Source organism: Halomonas sp. 141, assembly GCF_002810305.1.
GTDB classification, from domain to species: domain Bacteria; phylum Pseudomonadota; class Gammaproteobacteria; order Pseudomonadales; family Halomonadaceae; genus Vreelandella; species Vreelandella stevensii.
On sequence record NZ_PINZ01000006.1, the window covers coordinates 82,824 to 108,122 of the forward strand.

Here is a 25,299-nt window from a genome sequence, read left to right on the forward strand (position 1 = left end):
AGTGGAAATGATCGACAACATCAACCGTCTCTTGGGCGACGACCTCAAAGCGACCGTCACCCCAGGTGCCAGGCTGAAGATCGCCGCCTCCTGCTTCTCCATCTATGCCTTCGAAGCGCTGAAAAAAGAGCTGACTGGGGTGGAGAGCCTGCAGTTCATCTTCACCGCCCCTACCTTCGTACCCAACGAAGTCACGGACCGCTTGAAAAAAGAGCGCCGGGAGTTCTTCATCCCGAAGTCCCAGCGCGAAAGTGGGCTATATGGCACCGAATTTGAGATTCAGCTTCGCAACAAGCTAACTCAGCGGGCGGTCGCACGCGAATGCGCGCAATGGATACGCCAAAAGGCCAGGTTCCGGTCTAACAAGACCAAGGCCCCCATGCAGCCCTTTGTGCATGTTGCCAACCGTGACCAGGCGACTGCCTATATGCCGGTCAACGGCTTCACTGCCGTCGACCTGGGTTACCAGCAAGGCAATGCGGTCTCGAACTTCGTCAATCGCATGGACGAGCCAGCCCATGCGCAGATGTACCTGCAACTGTTCGACCAGATCTGGAACGATCCTGAGAAGGTAGAGGACGTTACCGCTGCAATTTGCGACCACATCGAATCGGTCTACCAGGAGAACTCCCCCGAGCGCATCTACTTCATCATGCTCTACAACATCTTCCGGGACTTTTTGGAAGATGTTGACGAAGACGTGCTGCCGAATGACCTCACTGGCTATCGCGATACGCTGGTGTGGAACAAGCTGTTCAACTACCAGAAGGACGCCGCTACCGGAATCATCAACAAGCTGGAAACTTATAACGGCTGCATCCTGGCCGATAGCGTAGGCCTCGGCAAAACTTTCACTGCCCTGGCCGTGGTCAAGTATTACGAATTGCGCAACAAGTCAGTCCTGGTGCTCTGCCCGAAGAAGCTGGCGGACAATTGGCGCAACTACAATAGCAACCTGACCACCAATATTTTCGCCAAAGACCGCTTTAACTACGACGTGCTCTGCCACACGGATCTGTCCCGCACCTCGGGCGAGTCCTTTGGCATGCCCTTGAACCGGGTCAATTGGGGCAACTATGACCTGGTGGTAATCGACGAGTCCCACAACTTCCGCAACAACGATGCCTACAAGGACCGTGAAACCCGTTACCAGAAGCTGATGAACAAGGTTATCCGCGCCGGGGTGAAAACCAAGGTGCTGATGCTGTCTGCCACACCGGTCAATAACCGCTTTATCGATCTACGCAACCAGTTGGCCCTGGCGTATGAGGGTGAGTCTGATGCCCTGGGCAAGCATCTGAAAACCAACACCAGCGTAGAAGAGATTTTCCGCCGGGCACAGAAGGCCTTCAACGCCTGGTCGGACTTGCCCCCGGAACAGCGCACAGCGGCGTCCATCCTCAAAGCCCTGGACTTCGACTTCTTCGAGCTGCTGGACTCTGTCACCATTGCCCGCTCGCGTAAGCATATCCAGACCTTTTACGACACCACCGACATTGGTCACTTCCCCGAGCGCCGCAAGCCGCTGTCGTTCCATTGCCCGATTACTGAACGTCAGGATGTGGCCGACCTCAACGAGATATTCAGCCAGTTATCGGTGCTTAAGCTCTCGGTCTACGCCCCCATCAGTTACATCCTGCCCAGCCGGTTGCGCAAGTACGAAGAGCTGTACGATACCCAGGTAGAAGGTGGCAAAGGCAAGCTGCGCCAGGCCGACCGTGAGCGCAGCCTGCAGGCCCTGATGACCACCAACCTGCTCAAACGTCTGGAAAGCTCCGTGGCCGCTTTCCGCCTGACACTGGCGTCGCTCAGCGGCAACATTACTCGCACGCTGGAAGCAATCGACGCCTTCGAGTCGAGCGGGAACGCCGCTCAAGTGGGTGACTATCTGGACGATATCGACGCCTTTGACGGCGACGATGAGAGTTTCTCGGGTCTGGATGAATTTACCGTAGGCAAAAAAGTCCAGATCAGCCTGGCGGATATGGACCTGCCTTCCTGGCGTCACGACCTGGCAGCCGACCTGGCCTTGATCGACAACCTGTTGGAGTCCATGCGCCAGGTGGCTCCAGCGGATGACAGCAAGCTGCAACACCTGCTCAAACTGATCAACAACAAGATCGACCAGCCGCTGAACCCCGGCAACCGCAAGGTCCTTATCTTCACTGCTTTTGCCGATACGGCCAATTACTTGTATGACAACCTTGCCCCGATGGCATTGAAGCGTGGGTTGCATGTCGGCAAGGTGACTGGCTCTGATGCACCCAAGTCGACGCTGCGCAAAGGCTATGACTTTCAGAGTCTGCTGACCCTGTTCTCGCCCCGCTCCAAGGAAAAGGCGATAGCGTTACCGGATGAGCCCAGCGAGCTGGATATCCTGATTGGCACCGACTGTATCTCCGAGGGCCAGAACCTGCAGGACTGCGACTACCTGATCAACTACGACATTCACTGGAACCCCGTGCGCATCATCCAGCGTTTCGGACGTATCGACCGTATCGGATCGCCCAACCAGCAGATCCAGCTGGTCAACTACTGGCCGGACATCAGCCTGGATGAATACATCAACCTCAAGGAGCGGGTAGAAAACCGCATGGTAATCGCCGATGTCACTGCCACCGGTGATGACAACGTGCTCACCGCCAAGTCCAGTGACATTGCCTACCGCAAGGAGCAGCTCAAACGTCTGCAGGATGAAGTCATTGAGCTGGAAGACGTCAAGGCCGGCATCTCGATTACCGACCTGGGTCTGAACGACTTCCGTATGGACCTGCTGAACTATGTGAAAGCCAACGGCGAGCTGGATAACGTGCCCTTCGGCATGCACGCCATCGTTCCGGCGCAACCGGGCGTTGGCCTACTGCCTGGCGTTATTTTCGCCCTGAAAAACATCCACGACAGCGTCAACGTCAACCAGCAGAACCGTCTGCACCCCTATTACCTGGTGTATATCGGCACTGATGGTGAAGTCATTGCCGACCATACCGAGGTCAAGCGCTTGCTCGACCTGATCCGCAGTAGTTGCAAGGGCGAGGATGAACCCATCCGCGCCCTGTGCCAGCTGTTCAATGAGCGGACCCAGGACGGGCGCAATATGCAGCCCTACTCCGACCTGCTCAGCCAGGCCATTCGCAGCATGATTGAGGTGAAGGAAGAAAAGGACATCGACAGCCTGTTTGGCGGCGGCCGGACCACTGCACTGACCACCACGATACAGGGACTGGGTGATTTTGAGCTGATTGCGTTTTTGGTAATTATGAAGGATGAAGGATGAAGGATGAAGGAGAGGGCTGAAGGATGAGGGATGAAAAACCGGTGAGCGACTTGCGGGAGCGGACCAAGGCATTTGCGTTGCGGGTAGTGCGATTGTATGGAGCCTTGCCCAAGACAACTGAAGCGCAGGTGATGGGGAAGCAGGTGTTGCGTTCGGGTACGTCTGTCGGTGCACATTACCGAGAAGCCTGTCGTGCGCGCTCGGATGCCGAGTTTATCAGCAAGATAGAAGGCGGTTTGCAGGAACTCGAAGAAACCACCTATTGGCTGGAACTGCTGGTGGAAAGCAGTATCGTTTCCAAAGAGAGACTCAGCGATCTTATGGCCGAAGCCAACGAGCTCACGGCCATACTTGTCACCTGCGCCAAAAAAACCAAACAGCGGAGGACTGGATGACATCATCCTTCATCCCTCAGCCCTCAGCCTTATTATTCGCCTGGCCGAAACAGGCGGCCTTTGGCCGGGTGGTGCCCAAGAGCAAGATATACGAGCATGCTGCCGTCAGTGCCGCCCTCAAGGAACGCTTTGTCCTGCAGGTAGAGCAGATCAACTGGGCCTACAAACTGGCCCCGGAAACGGTCAATCTGCCAGCCACGCCTGCAGTGGCAGAAATCCAGGTGTTTCGCCTCAACCTCAAGGGGGCTAGTCTGGACCAGGACGTACTCAAGGCCATCGACCGTGCCATTCCATTTTCGCTGATCTTTGAGCTGGTACAGGGTGGACGTATAAAACTGGTTGCAGCTTATAAGCGACCCGCGCAGAACCCAAAAAGTGCCGCGGACAGTAGCCGCTGGGTCATGGGAAGCTACTTCGAAACGGACTGGCAGCCAGAGACCTCGCCACGCCAGCAGCTTCCGGTGGCACTGGATATGGCCGGGCTTTATGAGCAATTACTCAGCCCCCTGATTTTTGGGAAGGATGAAGGCGGAGGGCTGAGGGATGAAAAAACACCACACCTTAGCGATGTCACAGCAGCGCCCTATATGGTGGGCGCGCAAGGACTGCAAACCGGGCGGTTGACACTGGAACAGCGTATTGAGCTTGCCGAGGCCATCGCCAGCCAGCAGAAACAAGTCGAACGGATCAAAACGCGGCTGGGCCGCGAGAAACAATTCAACAAGCGCGTAGCCATCAATGCCGAGCTGCGCGATGCCAAACAGGAGCTGCAGCGGCTGATACAACAGCAGGCTGCCACACAGAGTCATTGAGAGAAAGATGATGGAAAAACTGAAAATGCACAGCCCGGATCTGAGTCAGGAGAATATCGCCAAGATCCGGGAGTTGTTCCCGGGCTGTGTGACCGAAGCTAGGGATGAGACGACGGGGAAAATACGCCTGGCGGTGGATTTCGATCAATTACGGCAGGAACTGAGTGACTCGATTGTCGAGGGACCACAGGAGCGGTATCGGTTGGATTGGCCAGGGAAGCGGGAGGCATTGGTTTCAGCCAATAAGCCTTGTTTGAAGACCCTGCGTCCTGTATGGGATGAGAGCATTGACTTTGATAACGCAGATAACCTACTGATTGAAGGCGATAACCTTGAAGCACTGAAGGCGCTCCAAGAGTCTTTCCTCGGCCAGGTAAAACTGATTTACATTGACCCACCCTATAATACCGGCAGAGATTTCATCTATGACGATGATTACTCAAAAACAACTGAAGAATACTTTGATGCTTCTGGGCAGCGGAGTTCAGAGGGCAGTCGCTTATTAGCTAATACAGAAGCGAATGGCCGCTTCCACTCAGACTGGCTTTCCATGCTTTACCCGAGGTTGCGACTGGCCAAAAACCTGTTGGCCGACGACGGTGTCGTTTTTATCTCAATTGATGATAATGAGGTCGATAACCTGCGCAAGCTGGGCAATGAAGTTTTTGGGGAATCAAATTTCGTTGCTACGATTATCTGGCAGAAAGTATATGCACCTAAAAATTCTGCCAAATGGTTTTCTGAGGACCATGACTTTATTCTGGTTTTTGCAAAGAATAAAGAGAACTGGACCCCCAATGCGCTTCCAAGAACTGAAGAAATGGAGGCCAGATATAAAAACCCTGACAATGATCCAAGGGGGCCTTGGAAAGCTGAGAACATGACTGCTCGTAACCCTTACGACGCTGGAATCTACCCCATTGTCTCGCCATCTGGTCGAAAAATAGACGGACCACCCACAGGAACATACTGGCGCATTAGCAAGGAAAAGTTTTCGGAGCTAGATGCTGATAACCGTATATGGTGGGGAAAGGAAGGCAACAACTCACCGGCGGTAAAAAAATTCCTATCAGAAGTTTCATCCGGCCGCACGCCTCAGACTCTATGGTTCTATGCAGATGTCGGCCACACTCAGGATGCCAAGAAAACCCTGCTCAAATATGTGCCTTTTGAAAATACTGAAAACGTACTCAATTCGGTTAAGCCTGTGGCGTTGCTGCAAAGAATCGTGCAGCTGGCAACCAAGCCTGATGAGCACGCAATAATCATGGATTTTTTCAGTGGCAGCGCCCCAACTGCACATGCAGTGCTTGAACAAAACCGTATTGATAGCGGAAACAGACGATTTATTAGCGTGCAGATAGCGGAGCCGCTGCGTACCCCTGAGCCTGGGATGAAAACCATCTTTGACATGGGTCGTGTGCGCTTAGTGAATGTAATTAGTGAACTACAAAAGGATGGAGGCAAATCCCCCGGATTTCGTGTTCTTCGGTTAGACACCTCAAATATGAAGGACATCTACTACCGCCCCGATCAACTGTCTCAAGGTGACCTGTTGGAAGCGGTGGACAACGTCAAACCGGACCGAACGCCGGAAGATCTGCTGTTCCAGGTGCTGGTGGACTGGGGTGTGGATCTGACGCTGCCGATTCGCCGCGAAACCCTGCAAGACAAAACCGTGTTCTTCGTCGATGACAACGCTCTGGTCGCCTGCTTCGATACTGGTATTACCGAAGAGCTGGTCAAGGAATTGGCCAAGCATGAACCTCTGCGCGTGGTGTTCCGCGACAATGGCTTTGTCTCTGATGCAGTAAAAATCAACGTCGAGCAGATCTTCCGCCAATTGTCGCCCAGCACTGAAGTGCGCTCCCTGTGACGGTAGTGATTGCTTAGCGATTGGTCCATTAGCAACTCACAGGGAAAACTTGTGAGTTGCTGCAATTGATGCCATGAGCTTGTTATAGAAGATCAGATGCTTTCTGCGCGACGGCGTGCAGAAAGCCTTGCAGAAAGAATGCAGAAAGAGAATGCCATGAAGCTGAAGTTTAAAACCCAGGCCTACCAGACCCACGCCGTGGAGTCCGTGGTCGACTGCTTTGCCGGTCAGCCCCTGCTCGACGGTTTGACCTACCGGATCGATCCGGGTCAGCGCGCGCAATCCAGCGCCTTTGACGAGGATGGCTTCAGGAATGCCGACATTGCCCTAAGCGAAGCACAGGTGTTGGAAAACATCCAGACGGTCCAACGACGCCAAAACCTGCCAGTTGCAACGTCGCTGACCGAGTTCACGACCTACGACAACAAGGGCAATCGGGTGCCCGTCAAGGCGGCTTATAAAAAGGACGCTCTGGCGGCTACGCGCATCCACCTCGACGTAGAGATGGAGACCGGCACCGGTAAGACCTACTGCTACATCAAGACGATCTTTGAGATGAACAAGCGCTATGGCTGGAGCAAGTTCATCATCATGGTGCCGTCCATTGCCATCCGCGAAGGGGTTTACAAATCCCTGCAGATCACGGCTGAGCACTTCACCGAGAGCTATGGCAAGAAGGCGCGATTCTTCATCTACAACTCCAAGCGACTGCATGAATTGGAAAGCTTCTCGTCGGATGCCGGTATCAATGTGATGGTGATGAACATCCAGGCGTTCAACGCCCGAGGCGCAGACAACCGGCGTATCTACGACGAGCTGGATGACTTTCAATCTCGCAAGCCCATCGATGTGATCGCCGCCAACCGCCCCATCCTGATTCTGGATGAACCGCAGAAGATGGAAGGCAAAGCCACCATGGAAGCTTTGCCCCAGTTCAAGCCGCTGATGATCCTGCGCTATTCGGCCACTCACAGGACCCAGCACAACCGTATTCACCGCCTGGATGCGCTGGATGCCTACAACCAGAAGCTGGTCAAGAAGATCGCCGTGCGTGGCATCCAGACGCGGGGGCTGGCTGGCACCAATGCTTATCTGTATCTGGAAGGCATCGATATATCCAGGCAGGCGCCAGTTGCCCGTATCGAGCTGGAGGTGAAACTCAAGTCCGGTGAGATCAAGCGTCAGCTACGCCGCTTGCAGTTTCGCAATGATCTGTTTGCCGAGTCCGGCGAGCTGGATCAATATCGTGACGGCTTCACCATCAGTCAGATCGACGCCACCACCGACACTGTGGAGTTCACCAATGGCCTGGTATTGAAGGCCGGTGAAGCCAGCGGCGATGTGTCCGAGCGAGATATCCGACGTATTCAGATTCGTGAAACCATCAAGGCCCATCTGGATCGGGAAAAACAGTTGTTTGCCCAGGGCATCAAGGTGCTGTCGCTGTTTTTTATCGACGAGGTAGCCAAGTACCGCGACTATGATAAGCCTGATGAGCGAGGCGAGTATGCACGAATTTTCGAAGAAGAATATGAGCAGCTGAAGGACGAATATCTGTCTGAGCTGGCAATCGATAATGAAGCCTACCGGCAGTACCTTGACGATATCAACCCAGCAGCCACACACAACGGTTATTTCTCCATCGATAAGAAGACCAATCGTCTGAAAGACCCTAAAGTTGGAGCGCGATCGGTTGATTCTGACGATGTGGATGCTTATGACCTGATTCTGAAGGACAAAGAGAGCCTTTTGGCGCTCCATACAGGAGCAGATGATGCAGAAACCAGAGCTAAACGAAAGGTCAGATTTATCTTCTCCCACTCGGCCCTGCGCGAGGGCTGGGACAATCCCAACGTCTTTGTCATGTGCATGCTCAAACACAGCGACAACGCCATCTCACGACGCCAGGAAGTCGGGCGCGGGTTACGCTTGGCGGTGGACCAGCACGGCGACCGTATGGATAACCCCGCCGTGGTTCACACCATTAACGTACTGACCGTGATTGCCAGTGAGAGCTACAAGGATTTTGTCGCCGGTTTACAGCAAGAGATCAGCGACACTCTGAGTGCACGGCCGCGCCAGGCAACCGAAACCTACTTCACCGGCAAGCAGCTGACCACCGAGCAAGGCCCGGTGGACGTGACCGCCGCCATGGCCAAGCAGATATACCGCTACCTGGTGAAAAATGACTACACCGATGAAACCGACCAAATAGCGCCAACTTACCACGAGGCAAAAGAGCAAGGCACTTTGGCTGATTTGCCGGATGAGCTGAAACCCTATGCCGATCAAGTATTTGAGCTGATCGATAGCGTATTCAGCGATGCCCAGCTGCCTAAAATCGAGGATGGCCGCAAGCCGAAAACCAACCCCCTAAACGCCAACTTCGACAAAAAGGAGTTCCAGGCGTTGTGGCAAAGGATCAATCGCAAAGCGGTGTACCGTGTCGACTTCGACTCGGATGAGCTGGTCCGCAAGTGCATCGCAGCCCTGGACAAGAACCTGCGTGTCACCCCGCTTCAATACACCGTGCAAAAGGGCATCCAGCATGATGGTCTGACAGATGAGCAACTGAAGCAGGGCGATGGCTTCAAGGTCGAGGAAACCGCGACGGAATACGGCGACTCAATCCACTCGCGGGTCCGCTATGACCTGCTCGGCAAGGTAGCCGAAAACGCCCAGCTGACCCGCCAGACAGCAGCCAGGATACTGCAAGGTATACAACCCGCTGTATTCCAGCAGTTCCGGCAAAACCCTGAACACTTCATCGCCGAGGCATCCCGGTTGATCACCGAACAGAAGGCCGCGATGGTCATCGAGCGTTTGGCCTACGATGAAGTGGACGAGCGTTACGATGTGGATATCTTCACCGCCAACCAAACCGGACAAGACTTCTCCCGGGCCACGCAAAAGCTCAAAAATCACGTCTACGACTACGCCATCACCGATTCTGAGATCGAACGGCGCTTCGTCGCAGAACTTGATACCAGCAGCGAGGTGGTGGTTTATGCCAAGCTGCCAAGGGGCTTCCTGATCCCAACGCCGGTGGGTGACTACAACCCGGACTGGGCCATCTCTTTCCGCGCCGGCAGTGTGAAGCACATCTACTTCGTTGCTGAAACCAAAGGCACTATGTCATCCATGAAGCTGCGCGAGATCGAGCAGAAGAAGATCGATTGCGCCCGCAAGTTCTTCGACGAGATCAGCCAGCAGGTGACCGAGGACAAGGTGAAATACGATGTGGTGACCGACTACGCCAAGTTGATGGACGTGGTCGGGCAAAAAGCACACGCGTAAGCTGCAGGAGGCTGGATATCAACTGTCAAGTAATACTTGACAGTTGATATCGACGATGGCGCCTGACCTCGCTGAAGAACGGCGAGCGCCCCAGGCAGTTGACCCTGGACATCGACGCCGACTCCTGACCGACACCGCGTCCCGATGACATCGGGCCTCAGCCAGGCATCCACGACGCCGATGGGAGTAATGCCCAGTGCGACGGCACTGTCGGTTGCGCCCTGGTAAAGCGTAACGATCTGTGGCTCGGGTGGTTTGGCAGAGACGGTAAGGGCGGTCAGGCAAGCCGTCAGCAGCAGCGACCACGCTGCACATAAACGGCGCCCGCCGCCCAGAGAGGAAAAGTTGGCCGTGACCATGCTTGCCCTGGAGTCCTGAAACGAGGCAAAACGCATTATCAAAGGAAGGCGAATCCTACTTCCACCATCCCAAACACCGCCACCCCCGCCGCCACTGGCCAGCCCAGGGAGCGCAGGCGCCGCCATACCAGCAGCGTAACGCTCAGGCCAATCGCGGTGGCCAACCAAGAAACAGGGCTGGGGTTGACGGGCACCAGCGAGACGCCCAACACGGCGGCAATCATCATGGGGCCCAGAATCACCAGCCATTGGGGCATGGCATTCATGCCCGCTGCGCTACCAAGACGGCGCTGCATCCATAAAAAGGGCACCACTCGCATCAGCAGCGTACCGAGTGCGCAGATAATGACGGCGATCCACATGGCGCTGCTCATGGGCGGCTCCTCCGTGGTTGGAACGTGACCGCATAAAAGCACAGCGCGCCGCAGGCGGCGGCCAGCGGAATTGCGACATTGCTCCACCCGGCCAAGTTCAAGGCCAGCGCAGTAAGGATGGTACACAGCATGGCGGCGGCCCAGCGCTTGTCGGTAAAGCGCGGTGCCACCATGGTAAGAAATAGGGCTGGAAGGGCGAAGGGCATGATCTCCCCCAGCAGCGGCCAGCGGGCGGTAACCGCCTCGCCGCCGGACGCGCCGACGATGGTACCGATGATCCACACCGACCACGCCAGCAGCGAGGCACCCACGAACCAACTGAACCGCTTGACTTCTGGTAGCTGGGGTAGCCGTGTGAGCGCCAAAGCAAAGACTTGGTCGGTCAGGCCGTGCATCAACCAAGGCCAGTGGCGGCTACGGGGTAGCAGCGCGGCCAAGTTGGGGCCGTACACCACGTGGCGCACGTTGATGAGTAGCGTCATGGCCACCACCAGCCAGAGCGGCGCACCTGCGGCAATCATGCCCACAAACAGAAACTGCGAGGCACCCGCATAAATCAGCGCTGAAATGGCGGCCGCTTCCCAGGTGGTGAAGCCGGCCTGCGTCGCGACCAAACCAAACGAGAGCGCGACCGGAATATAGCCGCCTAGTAGCGGAATGGCTTCACGCACACCCTGTAAGGCAGAGCGCAGTGATGAGTGTTGGGCGTTAACGGTGTGATCGGCTGGCTGGCTCATGAGCGGGTGCCCTCTAGCCCGTAGGTGATGGTGAGCAGCAGAGTGGCTTCTGCCGCCTGAGTGCGGTAAAGGTGTGGCTGATCGGCGGGGAAAGTGACGCTATCGCCGGGAGCGAGCGAGAGCGTTGTGCCTTCTGGTCCGGCTTCCAAATAGCCGCTGATCAGCGTCAGCCTCTCTTGGGTGCCCGGTGTGTGGGCCTCGGCGTGGCGCAGGGTGTGGGGCGCACAGCGCATCCAGTAGGCATCTACCTGTGGTGCGTCTTTACCTTGGTCGATCAACTGTACCTGCACGCCATCCTCGCCGAGCGGCACGCTAATCGGTGCAACTAGGGTGCCAAACGGAACGTTGAGTTGGACGGCCAGCCGCCAGATCGTGTCGAGCGTCGGGTTGCCATTGCCTTGCTCTAAGCGGCATAGGTTGGATTTCGCGATGCCCGCCGCGTTGGCAAGTTGCGAGAGCGATAAATCCTGCGCTTTACGAAGGGCTTGGAGGTGTTGGCCTAGCGTAACAAGAGAGTGCGCGTCCATGGACGTCCTTGCTGTTCCTTTTATAGAACGTTCTATATAAGGAACAGCGATCTGTCAATCGACGAGCCACAAAGGAGCGTTAATCAGGCTTACGCGCTCGACAGGCGGCGGCGGTAAACAGCACATCGGTGGAGGAGTTGAGCGCCGTTTCGGTAGAGTCTTGCACCACGCTAATCACAAAGCCAATGGCGACGGCCTGCATGGCGACTTCGGTAGGAATGCCGAACAGGCTTGCCGCCATGGGAATCAGCATCAACGATCCACCGGCCACGCCAGACACACCGCAGGCTGCCAGGGCCGACACCACACACAGCAGCAGGGCAGTGGGGAAGTCCACGGCAATACCCAGCGTATGGGTGATGGCCAGGGTAATGACGGTAATGGTGATGGCGGCGCCGCACATGTTGATGGTGGCGCCCAGCGGAATGGAGATGGAGTAGGTATCGGCATCCAGCTTGAGGCGGCGGCACAGTTCCAGGTTCACCGGGATATTGGCCGCCGAGCTGCGCGTAAAGAAGGCGGTGATGGCACTGCCGCGCAGGCAGGTGAACACCAGCGGGTAAGGATTCTGGCGAGTGACCAGATAGACCAGCAAGGGGTTGCTCACCAGGGCGACGAACAGCATGCAGCCCACGATGACCCCCAGCAATTGGGCATAGTTGAGCAGCGCTTGCATACCGGATTCAGCCAACGTACCCGCCACCAGGCCAAAAATGCCAATGGGGGCCAGACGAATCACCAGCGTCACGATGCGGGTAATGGCGTTGGAGAGGTCTTGCAGCGCCTGGCGCGTGGTATCGGCCGCCTGGCGCAGCGCCAGACCCAGCGCAATGGCCCAGGCCAGAATGGCGATGAAGTTGCCTTCCATCAGCGCGCTGACCGGGTTGGTAATCGCGTTCAGCAGCAAATCACGCAGTACGCTGAAAATGTCGCTGGGTGGGTTGCCGTCTACCTGGCCGGCATCCAGCGTCAGTTCGGTTGGTAGCAGGAAGCTGGCGGCCACTGCAATCAGCGCCGCGATCAGCGTGCCACACAGGTACAAAAGCAGCACCGGGCGAATATGCGTGGGCTGGCCCTGACGATGGGCCGAGATAGCCGCAGCGACCAGCACGAACACCAGAATGGGGGCGACGGCCTGCAGGGCGGCAATGAACAGTTGGCCCAGCAGGGCAATATCGCTGGCGACCGTAGGGGCGAGCAGCGCCAGCAGCACCCCCGCAATGATCCCCATCACGATCTGGGGTACGAGCCCCCATTGTAACAGTGGTCGGAAGAGGGCAGTGGCGGTAGCTATCATGACGCAACTCTCAGGTAGTGGGTGCAGTAGTCGGTGGAGCCGCGAGCTGGCAAGCCGCCAACCCGTGCCTGAAAGGGGCGGTATTCTATCAGCTACGAAGAGGCCGTGGGGGACCAGCAAAAAAGCGCCTAAGGCTATCTCGAAAATGGCGGGCCGGAGATATACTGCTATTAGGCTTTGCGCGAAAACTGCCTACGCTCGCCCATACGGCGTTAAAAATCGGCTCGTGCGCGAGTCCGATCAAAGTACTCATTTACACCTTGTAAACTCCGTCTTTTCGCCGATTTTTGCCTTGTCTGGCCATCGCTCGCCGACTTTTCGTACAAAGCCTAGCGTCTGGGCTCGGCGTCAGCAGGCCTGGTGCGCTACCGTGGTTTCCTCTAAAAAACACTAGGGATCTACCCATGCGTATCAAAGTGTGGCTCTGCTCTTTACTGCTGCTGTGTGGCTCGTCGTTCGTGATGGCAGGCGACTACTATGTGGATATCACCAATCGTACCGGATACACCATCTATTACATGTACGTGAGCCCGGCGTCGTCTTCCAGTTGGGAAGAGGACGTGCTTGGGAGCGATGTGCTGATGAATGGTGATACCCAGCGGGTGACGTTGACGGGCTATCGCAGCCCTTACTTCGATATTCGCCTGGTCGATGAGGATGACGATAGCTATACCTTCTGGAACATCGACGTTTCGCGCCAGGATATCGTGGTCACGTTGGAGCATCTGGACTAAAAAAAACGGCTTGCGCTCAGGGAGCGCAAGCCGAAGTAAGCCTTGTAGGAAACTGGGTAGTCAGTGCATCAAGCCACGGCGACAGAAACGGATGACGTCGCTTTCATCGCTTGATTAGCGGCACTGGAAGATTCAGCGTGCTGTGCGGCGCTCAAGGTCGCCATGTCGGCATAGGCCTTGCCGTCGCCTAATCTTAGCCAATGCTAATAATTACGACCAAAGTGTTTAGACTTTGGTTGTAATTGTCGTCAATTTACTGGACTAATGGCTTATGGCAGTGAATAAAGGGCACCTCAAAAAAGCCAGACGCGCTGGCACATTTGTCCTTGGGTTGGCCCGTACGGCGCCCATTCGTTCACCCTGACTGCGAGCGGTACTTCATAATGCGCAGAACTGCCACGATGACGCTCTGGGACTCCCTTTGGCATTCCCACGACCAAGCAAAAAACCTCCTCATGTGTGCGCTGCCCACTTCTGGCACGGGCAGCGCTGGGCGAGGTGGTTCCTCTGACGCACAGCCAGGCAATCAGCCTCCGCGTCCGCCTGCCTTCAACACGGCGCAAAAAATTGGCCTGGTACTCGGGCCAGCTCTCTTTGCCTTTGTTTTGCTGTTTTTCCATCCGGCCGACCTGAGCTTCGAAGGGCGCATGGTGCTGGCTACCACGCTGTGGGTTGCCGTCTGGTGGATCACCGAAGCGATTCCGATCCCGGTCACCTCGTTACTGCCCATCATCCTGCTGCCGATTACCGGCGCCCTGGATGGCAATACGGTGACGGCGGCCTACGGTAACCCGATCATCTTCCTGTTCCTTGGCGGCTTCATGATCGCTCTGGCCATGGAAAAATGGGATCTGCACAAGCGCATTGCGCTGTCGATCATTTCCATTTTAGGCACCAGCATCAATAGCATCGTCTTTGGCTTCATGGCGGCCACCGGCTTCTTGTCCATGTGGGTATCCAATACCGCAGCGGTCATGATGATGCTGCCGATTGGTACCGCCATTGTCTTCCAGGTAACGGAAGAGCTGAAAAAGAGCTCGGAAGACCACAGTGCCGAAATCGACAAGTTCAGCAAGTCGTTGATTTTTGGTGTGGGTTACGGTGGCACCATCGGCGGTCTGGGCACCTTGATCGGCACGCCGCCCAACATCATTCTGGCCGCTATCGTCAGCGAGCTGTTTGGCGTCGAAATTTCCTTTGCGGGCTGGCTGATGTTTGCCTTCCCCGTGGTGGTGATCCTGCTGTTCATCGGCTGGGTCATGCTGACGCGCTTCATCTATCCCATCAAGCTGGCCAAGCTGCCGGGTGGCCGTGCGCTGATTCGCAAGGAAAAAGAGGCGCTGGGCAAGATATCTTTCGAAGAGAAAGCCGTGCTGGGTGTTTTCCTGTTCGCGGCATTCTTCTGGATCACCCGCTCGTTCCTGTGGCAGGGGCAGATCATCAACATCCCTGGCATCAACGACACGATGATCGCGATTGCCGCGGCCATTGCGCTGTTCCTGATTCCTTCGCCCTCCAAAGGCGGCTGCCTGCTGGACTGGAGCGTGGCCAAAGACGTGCCTTGGGGCATTCTGCTGCTGTTCGGGGGCGGTTTGGCCATCGCGGCGGGCTTCGGCTCTTCGGGCCTGGCGTCCTGGATTGGCGGTCAGATGAGCGTTCTGGAAGGCGTCAATTTCATGCTGGTGATTCTGCTGGCCACGGGCATGGTGCTGTTCCTCACGGAAATCACCTCGAACACGGCCACGGCCACGATGATTCTGCCGGTACTCGCGTCGCTGGCGCTGGCGTTGAACATCCATCCCTTCGTGTTGATGGTGCCTGCGGCCATGGCGGCCAACTGTGCCTTCATGCTGCCGGTGGGCACGCCGCCCAACGCGATCATCTTTGCCACGGGCAAGATCACCATCATGGAGATGGTGCGCAACGGCTTCTGGCTGAACATCATTTCCATGTTCCTGATTGCCGCGGCGGTCTACTTCATGTTGCCAGTACTCTGGGGCGTGGATTTGACCACATACCCGGACGCGTTCCGCAACTAACCCAGTGTGTCGCCGCTGGCTCCTCTGGTGGGCCAGCAGGAAGCCACCAGGCTCCGGCCCCGCCCTCGTGCGGGGCTTTTTGTGCGTCGTTGGCCATCGGGTTGGTATGATGCGGTCATACTTTCTGGATCGAGCCTGTCATGCGACTACTTCATACCGCCGACTGGCATTTGGGTCGGCTGTTTCACAATCTCTCGCTGCTGGACGACCAGCGTCATGTCCTGCAACAGCTGCTGTCGATCATCGACCGTGAGCGCGTGGATGCGGTGCTGATTGCTGGTGATATCTACGACCGCTCGGTGCCCCCGGCAGCGGCGGTGACCCTGCTGGATGAGATACTGGCCGAGCTGTGCGAGAAACGTGGCCTGCCGGTCATCATGATCTCTGGCAACCACGATGGCGCCGCGCGGCTGGGGTTTGGAGCGCGTCATCTGCGCCAGGCCGGGTTACACATCCTCACCGATTTGGCCACCTGCGATCAGCCGGTGACGCTTGCCGTCGATGGCGTGATGGTGGATGTCTTCGGTATTCCCTACGCCGACCCGGAGTACGTGCGCAGCGAGTTTGGCGCCGACGTGCGCGATTTCGATGCCGCCCACCGCTACCTGCTGGAGCGTATTCACGCCCAGCGCCATCCCGCGCGCCCGGCGCTGCTCATGAGCCATTGCTTCGTGGAGGGCGGGGCGGCCAGCGAGTCCGAACGCCCGCTCACCCTGGGCGGTGCGGAAAGCGTTGCCTGGGAACCCATGCAGGGTTTCGATTACGTGGCGCTGGGGCACCTCCATGGCCCCCAGTACCGCGGGAGCGAGCACATCCGCTATAGCGGCTCGCTGCTCAAATACAGCTTCTCCGAGGCGACGCAGCGCAAGGGCGTCACCCTGGTGGAGATGGGCAGCGAAGGCCTGGTGAGCATCACCCAGCATCCGTTGACGCCCAGGCGCGACGTGCGCGTGCTGGAGGGAGAGTTGGCGCAGCTGCTGGCCATGGGGGGCGAAGACCCCCGTGCCGATGACTACCTGCTGGCGCGCCTCACCGACCGGCACGCCATTCTCGACCCCATGGGCAAGCTGCGGGCGGTGTATCCCAACGTCCTGCATCTGGAAAAGCCCGGCATGCTGGAAACGGCAGGTCGCCAGTCGCTGAGCCGTGAACGTCTCGCTTTCAGCGCGCTGGACATGTTCAGCGATTTCTTCACCCAGACCAGCGGCGAGCCCATGAATGACGAGCAGGCCCGCGCCATGGGCGAGCTGATCACCGCCCTTGACCGCGAGCAGGAGGGGCCAGCATGACGCCTTTGACACTGACCCTGCAGGCCTTTGGCCCGTTTGCACGGCGTGACACCATCGACTTCATCGCGCTGGGCAAAAGCCCTCTGTTCCTGATCAATGGCCCCACCGGTGCTGGCAAAAGCTCGATACTCGATGCCATCTGCTTCGCACTTTACGGCCAAACCACTGGCAATGAACGGGACGCTGGCCAGATGCGCTGCGACCAGGCTGCGCCAGATCTGCTCACCGAAGTCACCCTCACGTTTCGCCTGCGGGAAAGCACCTATCGGGTGCGCCGCGTGCCCCAACAGGAGCGCCCCAAAGCCAATGGCGAGGGTACCACCACCCAGGCTGCCGAAGCCCAGCTGTGGCGGCTGACCCCAGAAGGTCAGGAAGACGAATGCCTGGTGGCGCGCAAGGTCACCGATGCCAACGGCCAGCTGCAGCAGTTGCTGGGGCTGGATGCTCGGCAGTTCCGCCAGGTGATGGTGCTGCCCCAGGGCAAGTTCCGCGAGCTGTTGCTGGCAGGCTCCAAGGAACGCGAGGAGATTTTTGCCCAGCTGTTTCAGACCCAGATCTTCCAGCGCATCGAACAGCGCCTGGCGGACCAGGCCAAGCACATCGTGCGTGAGATGAACGACCATCGCCAGCGTGTACAAGGCATGCTGGCGGCCAGCGATGTCGAGAGCGAAGCCGCCCTGGAAGCTGCCCTCGCTGCGCTGGCCCCTGACCACCAGGCCGCCAGGCACGACCTGGCCCTGGCCGCCGAGCAGCGGGAGCAGGCCGTGGCGGCCGCCCAGTCGGCGGCAGCGCTGGCCCGCCAGTTCGCGCAGCACGCCGCGCTGGTCAATGCCAAAGCCGCGCTGCTGGTGCAGCAGCCGGCCGTGCAGCGTGCCCAGCAGCAGCTGCGGCAGCATGAGCAGACCCAGGCCCTGGCAACACCGTTTTATGCCCGGCAAAGCGCCCAGCAAAACGCCACGGCGGCCCAGCGCGAGTGGGCCGCCGCCGAACAGGCCATTGCCCCGTGCCAAGCGGCTCACCAGCAGGCTCAGGAAGTGCTCGAGGCGGCCAATGCCCAATATGAACAGCTACCCGCCCTGCAACGCCAGGCCTATGCGCTAGAGCAATCCCTCGATCAGTGTCAGGCATTGGCCACGCTGGAGAAGCAGCAGCAAGCGCTTGCCCAGCAAGTGGCCCGAGCGCGCGAAAATGCTCAGCAGAAGCAGCGTGCGGCCACCCAACAGGAGCAGCACGCCATCGAGCAGGAGATGCGCTGGCACCAGGGCCAGGCGGCTCTGCTCGCTGAGCAGCTGGAGGGTGGCCAGCCTTGTCCGGTGTGTGGCAGCCGTGAGCATCCCGCGCCTGCCTCGACGGCCCAGCTACTGGTCACGCAAGAGGAGGTGAAGCAGGCGCGCAGCGCCCATGAGCGCGCTCGACAGGCATGGGTGAGCGCGCAACAAGATGCCCAGCGCCTGGAGCAGCAGGCCGAGCACGTCGGTGAGCAGTGCCAGAAGCTGCGTGAACAGCTTGGCGATAGCGCATCGCTGGAGAGCGTGAATGCCTCGTTAGCGGCCGTGAAGCGTGAGATGGACACCTGCGAGCGGAGCTGGAAAGCCGCCCAGAGCCAGGCCCAGACCGCCCACACGGCGTTCACCCAGGCGCAAACCAGGCTCACTCAGGCAACCCAGCGCCAGGCCGAGGCGCAGCGGACGCTGGAAGCGGCCCAGGCCGAGTGGAAAACGGCCCTGCAGGGTAGCCCCTTTGAGGATGAGCAGGCATTTATTAATGCCCGTCTGGACACCACCGAGCAGCAGCGGCTGAGTGACGACGTGGCGCGCTTTCAACGGGAACTGGCCAGGCTGGAAGGGCAGCTCGAAGCCAGTGCGCCGCTGCTGGAAGGCAAGACACCGCCCGACGTTGCTGCCCTCGATGCCCAGGCTGACAACAGCAAGGCCTGGGAGGAGGCGTGCCGACAGCATTACCAGCGGCTGAGCGCACGGGTAGACCAGCTCACTGCCACCCGACAGCGATTGGCAGAGGCGCGCAATGTGGAGGCGGCCCTGGACGAGCAGTACAAACTGTGGGGTACGCTCAGCGAAGTGGCCAACGGGCGCACCGGGAATCGCATCAGCTTGCAGCGCTTCGTGCTGGGCGTGTTGTTGGATGATGTGCTGATTCAAGCCTCCGCGCGCCTAGTGCGCATGAGCCGCGGGCGCTATCAGTTGGTGCGCCGGGAAGACCCTTCCAAAGGCAATAAAGCCTCCGGCCTGGAACTGGACGTGGCCGATACCTATACCGGCAAGAATCGCCCGGTGGCGACGCTTTCCGGCGGCGAGTCGTTCATGGCTGCGCTGTCACTGGCGCTAGGGCTTTCCGATGTGGTGCAAGCCTATGCAGGCGGTATTCAGCTGGATACGCTATTCATAGATGAAGGCTTTGGCAGCCTCGACCAGGACGCGCTGGACCAGGCCATCGCCATGCTCAGCGAGCTGCAGATGAGCGGGCGCATGATCGGCATCATTTCGCATGTCAGCGAACTCAAGGAGCAGATGCCGATTCGTATCGACGTGCTGCCCAGCCGTCAGGGCAGCACGGTCGTGGTGAAGGGTGAAGGGTGACGAGCCCGGCGGTTCACGTTGCGTTCATGTTCGATGCTTTATAACCAGAACCGATCAATTCACGATGATGACCCGAAGGGGGAGCAAGGATGAATGCGAGCAAGATTCTCCAGCAGTTGATGAATCAGGCCAGTGGTGGCAAAGGCGGCCGTGGTGGCATGGACGTGCAGGGCATCATGGATGGGCTGTCGCGGCAGTTGGGCGGCAGTGGCAGCCAAGCGGCGCGCTCCGGCGGCAGCTCGGGCGGGTTCGACATGAAGAGCCTGCTGGGTGGCGGGGCCATGGGCATGCTGATTGGCTCCAAGCGAGGCCGAAGCATGGGTGGCAAAGCGCTGAAGTATGGGGCCATTGCCGGGGTTGGCGTGTTGGCCTGGAAAGCCTGGCAACGCTCCCAGGCCAACGGCGGTGCCACGGCGGCGTCGGCAGAAGGGGAGCGTGTCGAGGTACTCAGCGGTGAGTATCAGGAGCGCCGCAGCCTGGAGCTGTTGCAAGCCATGATCATGGCAGCCCGCGCCGATGGTCATATCGATGAACAGGAGCAGGCGCTGATCACTCAGCAGATCGATGCGCTGGGTGCCGACGAAGAGATGCACCGCTGGGTAGAGCAGCAACTGCGCGCCCCGCTGGACGCCAGGGCGCTGGCTCGTGAAGCAGACTCCCCCCAGGCCGCCCGTGAAATGTACCTGATCAGCGTGGCGGTGACCGACGACCAGAACCCCATGGAACGCGCCTGGCTGGACCAGTTGGCCAGTGCCCTGAACCTGTCGCCCGATATGGTGGCAGAGCTGGAGCATCAGGCCCAGCAGGCCAGCTGATGCTCGATATCGTTGGCACTGCCAACTTGTGGTTAGCCACCGGTTTTGGGCTGGGGCTGATGCCCGTGGCCCCAGGCACGTTTGGTTCCTTGCTTGGCCTGCCGTTGGCCTGGTGGCTGTCAGGTCGCTCGACCCGTCAGCAGGTGGTCATCATCACGCTGATGCTGTTGGCCGCCGTGCCGGTGTGCCACATGGCGTCCCTGCATTTTGATGGACAGGATCATGGCAGTATCGTCGCCGATGAATATGTGGCTTTCCCCTTGGCAGTGCTGGGGCTAAAAGCTGCCCGCCATCCGCTGGTGTTGGCCTTGGCGTTCGGCGTCTACCGCTTCTTTGATGGCCTGAAGCCACCGCCTATTCATCTGGCGGAACATGTTGCCGGGGGAGTGGGGATCGTGCTGGATGACGTGATTGCTGCGCTGGTAAGTTGGCTGGTGGTCGCGTTGCTGGTGACACTATGGCAGCGTCGGCAGCAAAAACTCGCCTGACGCCACTGTTAAAATGCGCCACTCATAAAGACGCCGCAGGTCGAGAAAACGACACTGCGGCGTTTTTATGGGTTAGCCCATCGTGAGCCGATGGGCTTGGTGATGTTAGCTTTGCACCACAATCACCGATTTAGCGTTGACGAACTCGTGCATGCCAAAGCCGCCGTGCTCACGACCGTAGCCTGAATCCTTCACGCCGCCAAACGGCATCTCGGGCGTGGCCACACCAAAGCCGTTGATGAACACCATGCCGGTATCGAAATACTTGCTGGCCAGCTCGGTGGCACGTTTCACGTCCTTGGAGATGATGCCGCCGCCCAGGCCGTAACGGCTGTCGTTGGCGATGCGCATGGCGTCGTCGTCATCCTTGGCGCGAATCAGTGCCGCCACCGGGCCAAACAGCTCGTCGTCGTAGGCGGGCTGACCGGGGGTGACGTCATCCAGCACCGTGACCGGGTAGAACGCGCCTTTGCCTTCCGGCTTTGCACCGCCGCAGAGGATTTTCGCGCCTTTACGCACGCTCTCTTCCACCTGTTTGTGAAGGCCGTCACGAAGATCGACACGGGCCATCGGGCCTAGGTCGCTATCTTCTTTGGTCGGGTCGCCCGCTTTTAAGTCCTTCATGCGTGCCACGTAGCGCTCCTTGAACGCTTCGTAGTTCTTTTCGGTGACCACAAAGCGTTTTGCCGCTACGCAGGTTTGGCCGCCGTTATACACGCGGCCAGTGACACAGGTATCCACCGCCACGTCCAGGTCGGCATCGTCCAGCACCAAGTAGGCATCGTTGGAGCCTAGCTCTAGTACGGTCTTTTTCAGGTGCTCGGCGGCCTTGGCGGCCACTTTGCGACCAGCGCCGTCGCTGCCGGTCAGGGTCACGCCTCGCACGGCCTTGTGGGCAATGACGTTGTCGGACACTTCATGGGAAATCACCAGCACCCGGAAGACGTTTTCCGGCAGGCCCGCCTCACGATAGATCTTTTCCAGCAGCAGGCCGCTACCGGTGACGTTTTCGGCGTGTTTCAGCAGCACGCCGTTGCCCGCCATGATGTTGGCGATGGAGTAGCGCACTACCTGGTAGGCAGGGAAGTTCCAGGGCTGAATGCCGTAGATCACGCCCATGGGCGAGTAGGTGACGAAACCGCGCTCGCCATTACCGGGCTGGCGCTCTTCATCGGCCAGCTTGGTGGGGCCGTGTTCGGCGGTGTAGTCACAAATGCCCACGCACAGATCCACTTCCTGACGGGCCTGCTCCGGCAGCTTGCCCATCTCTTTCACCATGAGCTGGGCCAGGTCTTCCCGATGCGCTTTCAGCGCCTGACCAATGGCCTTGATGACGCGAGCGCGTTCGTCCAGAGAGGTCAGCCGCCAATCGAGAAAGGCCTCATGACAGGCCTCGACGACCTGCTGAGCCTGCTGGTCATCCATCAGTGTGTAAGATTCGAGGATATCACCCGTGGTGGGATTGACGGTCTTGATCGTGTTGCTCATAAGATCTCCTATCTTTAGATCAACGGGACGTGAGGGGGAAGACCATACAGCGGCTAATCGTTCCTTTAGGCTTGGTACGAAAACTGCCTACGCTCGCCCATACGGCGTTAAAAATTGGCTCGTGCGCGAGTCCGATCAAAGTACTCATTTACACCCCGTAAACTCCGTCTTTTCACCAATTTTTGCCTTGTCTGGCCATCGCTCGACGATTTTTCGTACAAGCCTAGGCCGACTGGTCTATTCGCGCTGTTTTTCCACTCTACTAGAAAAATCCCCATTTGCCCAAATTTCGCGGTCTGTTCACCCGCCCACCCTCTGGCGCTTTTTATGGCGCCAGGGAAGGGCGGTGGGCCCACACGGTATCCAGGGTGTCCAGCGCTGCCTTGATGGTGGGCTCGATGGCGCGATCCTGTCGCCAGATCAGGCTCAAGGCGCAGGGCAGGCGAACGTGCTCGGCCACTGCCAGCCCGCTCTCCTGGCGCTCGGCCATGGCCAGCGCGTCGCGGGCCAGGCTCAGGCCGACCCCGGCGCGCACCAGGTCCAGCATGCAGGCTTCCTGGTCGACCTGTGCCACTCGGTGCGGCGTGGCGCCGCTGGCAGCCAGCGCACGCTGGAGCAGGCGCGAGTGGGCCGACACGCAGGGGGTGACGATCCAGGGGAGGCTGGCCAGCGCTTCCCAGCGGGTGTCGGCCAACTTGGCCTCCCAGCCCGGGGGTGCCACCACGTGGTAATGAAAGTGGGTCAGCTCACGCCAGGCCAAGGCGTCATGGGCCGGGCCTTCGCCGGGCGGTGCCAGAAAGAAGCCCACATCCAGCTCGCTGTGCACCACGTCTTCCAGCACGCTGCCGCTCATGCCGTGGTGCAGCTCCGTTTCCAGCTGGGGCGCTCGGGCCATCAGGCGGCTCAAAAAATCGCCCAGGCGGATGAATTCAGGGTCCACGATGGTGCCGATGCGCAGCTTGCCGCGCAGGGTGCTGTGCAGGGCACTGGCGCTTTGTTCGAATGCCAGCGCACTGGCCAGGGCGTTTTCGGCGGCGGGCAGCAGGGCATAGCCATCGGCAGTGAGGCGCAAGCCCTGAGGGCGGCGGGTGAACAGCGTCAGGCCAAGGTGTTGTTGAAGCTGCTTCAACTTTAGGCTGACGGCAGGCTGGGTGAGGTGCAGCTGTTCAGCGGCGCGAGACACGCTGCCGGTATGGGCAACGGCCACAAAGGCCCGTAGCGTGGCGTACTCCTGCATGGTCGATGACCTTCGTTGTCATGTTATTAGAAAAGCTTATATCCGGGTTAAAAATTACTCAATTGCTTGGCCTGTGGCGCCGGGTAGTCTAGGGCAGACTCTCCTCACCACTTAAACGATGTTTATAAAGGTAGCGACAATGACAACTCACGCCATTCACCACTTCATCAACGGCCAGCGCAGCGAAGGCACCTCTGGTACTTCCCAGGACGTTTTCAATCCGGCCACGGGTCAGGTCACCGGCCGCGTGGCACTGGCGTCGGCGGCGGATGTGGATACGGCCGTGCAGGCGGCCCAGGCGGCCTTCCCTGCCTGGGCCGACACGCCCCCCATTCGCCGCGCTCGGGTGATGTTCAAGTTTCTGGAGCTGCTCAATACACACAAGGATGCGTTGGCCGAAGCGATCACCAAAGAGCACGGCAAGGTGTTCACCGACGCCCAGGGGGAAGTGGCGCGTGGCATCGATATCGTCGAGTTTGCCTGTGGCATCCCTCAGCTGTTGAAGGGTGACTATACCGAGCAGGTGAGTACCGGCATCGACAACTGGACCGTGCGACAGCCGCTGGGCGTGGTGGCCGGGATCACCCCGTTCAACTTCCCGGCCATGGTGCCCATGTGGATGTTCCCCATCGCGATTGCCGCCGGGAATACGTTCATTCTCAAGCCCAGCCCGCTGGACCCCAGCGCTTCGCTGATGATTGCTGACCTGTTGCAGCAGGCGGGCCTGCCGGATGGCGTGTTCAACGTGGTGCAGGGCGACAAGGACTGCGTGGAAGCGCTGATCGATCATCCGGAGGTGAAGGCGCTGTCGTTCGTCGGTTCCACCCCCATTGCCAACCTGATTTACGAGCGTGGCGCGAAGCACGGCAAGCGCGTGCAGGCGCTGGGCGGCGCCAAGAACCACATGGTAGTGATGCCCGATGCCCACCTGGACAAGGCCGTCGATGCGCTGATCGGTGCCGCCTACGGCAGCGCCGGTGAGCGCTGTATGGCCATCAGCGTGGCCGTGCTGGTGGGCGACGTTGCCGATAAAGTCGTGCCGATGCTCACCGAGCGAGCCCAGGCGCTGAAGGTCAAGGATGGCATGCAGCTGGACGCCGAAATGGGTCCCATCGTGACCCGCCAGGCCCATCAGCGCATTACCGGTTACATCGAAAAGGGCGTGGCCGAGGGTGCACAGCTGATCGTCGATGGCCGTGAATTCGACGGCGCCAACGCGGGAGAAGGCTGCGCCGAGGGGTTCTGGATGGGTGGCACGCTGTTCGATCATGTGACCCCCGACATGACGATCTATAAAGAAGAGATCTTCGGCCCGGTGCTGGTGTGTGTGCGCGTGCCGGACGTGGCCACCGCCATTCAGCTGATCAACGACCATGAGTTTGGTAACGGCGTGAGCTGCTTCACCGAAAGCGGTAGCGTTGCCCGTGAGTTTGGCCGCCGTATCCAGGTGGGTATGGTCGGCATCAACGTGCCGATTCCCGTGCCCATGGCGTGGCACGGTTTCGGCGGCTGGAAGCGCTCGCTGTTTGGCGATACCCATGCCTATGGCGAAGAGGGCGTGCGCTTCTATACCAAGCAGAAGTCGATCATGCAGCGCTGGTCTGACTCCATCGACGCCGGTGCCGAATTCGTGATGCCCACGGCGAAGTAACGCCCGCTCTTCA

Annotated in this window: 18 protein-coding genes and 1 pseudogene; 12 read left to right on the forward strand and 7 right to left on the reverse strand. The window is 58.8% G+C overall.

Annotated features, from left to right (window positions below):
• Window positions 1–7 precede the first annotated feature (7 nt).
• The 5 genes from CWI66_RS04825 (at window position 8) to CWI66_RS04845 (ending at window position 9,654) form a co-directional block, all read left to right on the forward strand.
• Complete coding sequence (locus tag CWI66_RS04825) at window positions 8–3,274, forward strand: helicase-related protein (protein ID WP_198517447.1); 3,267 nt, start codon at window positions 8–10, stop codon at window positions 3,272–3,274.
• Between the two features lie 23 nt (window positions 3,275–3,297).
• Window positions 3,298–3,669, forward strand: a complete 372-nt coding sequence (locus CWI66_RS04830) for a four helix bundle protein (RefSeq protein ID WP_081136077.1) — start codon at window positions 3,298–3,300, stop codon at window positions 3,667–3,669.
• Window positions 3,666–4,481, forward strand: a complete 816-nt coding sequence (locus CWI66_RS04835) for a DUF4391 domain-containing protein (RefSeq protein ID WP_100731065.1) — start codon at window positions 3,666–3,668, stop codon at window positions 4,479–4,481. The genes CWI66_RS04830 and CWI66_RS04835 overlap by 4 nt, the downstream gene beginning before the upstream one ends.
• 7 nt (window positions 4,482–4,488) lie before the next feature.
• Window positions 4,489–6,357 carry a site-specific DNA-methyltransferase gene (locus tag CWI66_RS04840; RefSeq protein ID WP_232710751.1) on the forward strand — a complete coding sequence of 623 codons (1,869 nt, stop codon included), beginning with the start codon at window positions 4,489–4,491 and terminating at the stop codon, window positions 6,355–6,357.
• A gap of 156 nt (window positions 6,358–6,513) precedes the next feature.
• A complete protein-coding gene (locus CWI66_RS04845; protein WP_100731066.1) occupies window positions 6,514–9,654 on the forward strand; it encodes a type III restriction-modification system endonuclease in 3,141 nt (1,046 codons plus the stop codon).
• Between the two features lie 158 nt (window positions 9,655–9,812).
• On the opposite strand, the pseudogene CWI66_RS18300 reads toward CWI66_RS04845, so the two are convergent.
• The 5 genes and pseudogenes from CWI66_RS18300 to sstT form a co-directional block, all read right to left on the reverse strand.
• Window positions 9,813–10,013 (reverse strand): annotated as a pseudogene (locus CWI66_RS18300) (iron-siderophore ABC transporter substrate-binding protein); the annotation flags it as partial.
• 38 nt (window positions 10,014–10,051) lie between these two features.
• Window positions 10,052–10,387, reverse strand: coding sequence for an AzlD domain-containing protein (locus CWI66_RS04855; protein ID WP_100731067.1), 336 nt, complete (start codon window positions 10,385–10,387; stop codon window positions 10,052–10,054).
• Entirely contained in the window at window positions 10,384–11,124 is a 741-nt protein-coding gene (locus CWI66_RS04860; protein WP_100731068.1) for an AzlC family ABC transporter permease, read from the reverse strand. The genes CWI66_RS04855 and CWI66_RS04860 overlap by 4 nt, the downstream gene beginning before the upstream one ends.
• Complete coding sequence (locus CWI66_RS04865) at window positions 11,121–11,651, reverse strand: helix-turn-helix domain-containing protein (RefSeq protein ID WP_100731069.1); 531 nt, start codon at window positions 11,649–11,651, stop codon at window positions 11,121–11,123. Before CWI66_RS04865 ends, CWI66_RS04860 begins: the two co-directional genes overlap by 4 nt.
• Before the next feature lie 79 nt (window positions 11,652–11,730).
• Complete coding sequence (gene sstT, locus CWI66_RS04870) at window positions 11,731–12,948, reverse strand: serine/threonine transporter SstT (protein WP_100731070.1); 1,218 nt, start codon at window positions 12,946–12,948, stop codon at window positions 11,731–11,733.
• A 404-nt stretch (window positions 12,949–13,352) separates the two neighbouring features.
• Here sstT and CWI66_RS04875 point away from each other — a divergent pair, with 404 nt between their 5' ends.
• From CWI66_RS04875 to CWI66_RS04900, 6 genes are all read left to right on the forward strand, one after another.
• Window positions 13,353–13,682 carry a hypothetical protein gene (locus CWI66_RS04875; protein ID WP_016916368.1) on the forward strand — a complete coding sequence of 110 codons (330 nt, stop codon included), beginning with the start codon at window positions 13,353–13,355 and terminating at the stop codon, window positions 13,680–13,682.
• Between the two features lie 455 nt (window positions 13,683–14,137).
• Window positions 14,138–15,721 carry an SLC13 family permease gene (locus CWI66_RS04880; RefSeq protein WP_227407703.1) on the forward strand — a complete coding sequence of 528 codons (1,584 nt, stop codon included), beginning with the start codon at window positions 14,138–14,140 and terminating at the stop codon, window positions 15,719–15,721.
• 140 nt (window positions 15,722–15,861) lie between these two features.
• Entirely contained in the window at window positions 15,862–17,010 is a 1,149-nt protein-coding gene (locus CWI66_RS04885; protein ID WP_100731071.1) for an exonuclease SbcCD subunit D, read from the forward strand.
• A complete protein-coding gene (locus tag CWI66_RS04890; RefSeq protein WP_100731072.1) occupies window positions 17,007–19,607 on the forward strand; it encodes an AAA family ATPase in 2,601 nt (866 codons plus the stop codon). The genes CWI66_RS04885 and CWI66_RS04890 overlap by 4 nt, the downstream gene beginning before the upstream one ends.
• A gap of 89 nt (window positions 19,608–19,696) precedes the next feature.
• Complete coding sequence (locus tag CWI66_RS04895; RefSeq protein WP_081192392.1) at window positions 19,697–20,422, forward strand: tellurite resistance TerB family protein; 726 nt, start codon at window positions 19,697–19,699, stop codon at window positions 20,420–20,422.
• 8 nt (window positions 20,423–20,430) lie between these two features.
• Entirely contained in the window at window positions 20,431–20,910 is a 480-nt protein-coding gene (locus CWI66_RS04900) for a phosphatidylglycerophosphatase A family protein (protein WP_446718680.1), read from the forward strand.
• A 105-nt stretch (window positions 20,911–21,015) separates the two neighbouring features.
• On the opposite strand, the gene CWI66_RS04905 is transcribed toward CWI66_RS04900, so the two are convergent.
• Entirely contained in the window at window positions 21,016–22,398 is a 1,383-nt protein-coding gene (locus tag CWI66_RS04905; RefSeq protein ID WP_100731074.1) for an NAD-dependent succinate-semialdehyde dehydrogenase, read from the reverse strand.
• A gap of 325 nt (window positions 22,399–22,723) precedes the next feature.
• Complete coding sequence (locus tag CWI66_RS04910; protein ID WP_100731075.1) at window positions 22,724–23,635, reverse strand: LysR family transcriptional regulator; 912 nt, start codon at window positions 23,633–23,635, stop codon at window positions 22,724–22,726.
• 139 nt (window positions 23,636–23,774) lie between these two features.
• On the opposite strand from CWI66_RS04910, the gene CWI66_RS04915 reads away from it, so the two are divergent.
• Window positions 23,775–25,286 carry a CoA-acylating methylmalonate-semialdehyde dehydrogenase gene (locus CWI66_RS04915; protein WP_100731076.1) on the forward strand — a complete coding sequence of 504 codons (1,512 nt, stop codon included), beginning with the start codon at window positions 23,775–23,777 and terminating at the stop codon, window positions 25,284–25,286.
• The last annotated feature ends 13 nt before the right edge of the window (window positions 25,287–25,299 follow it).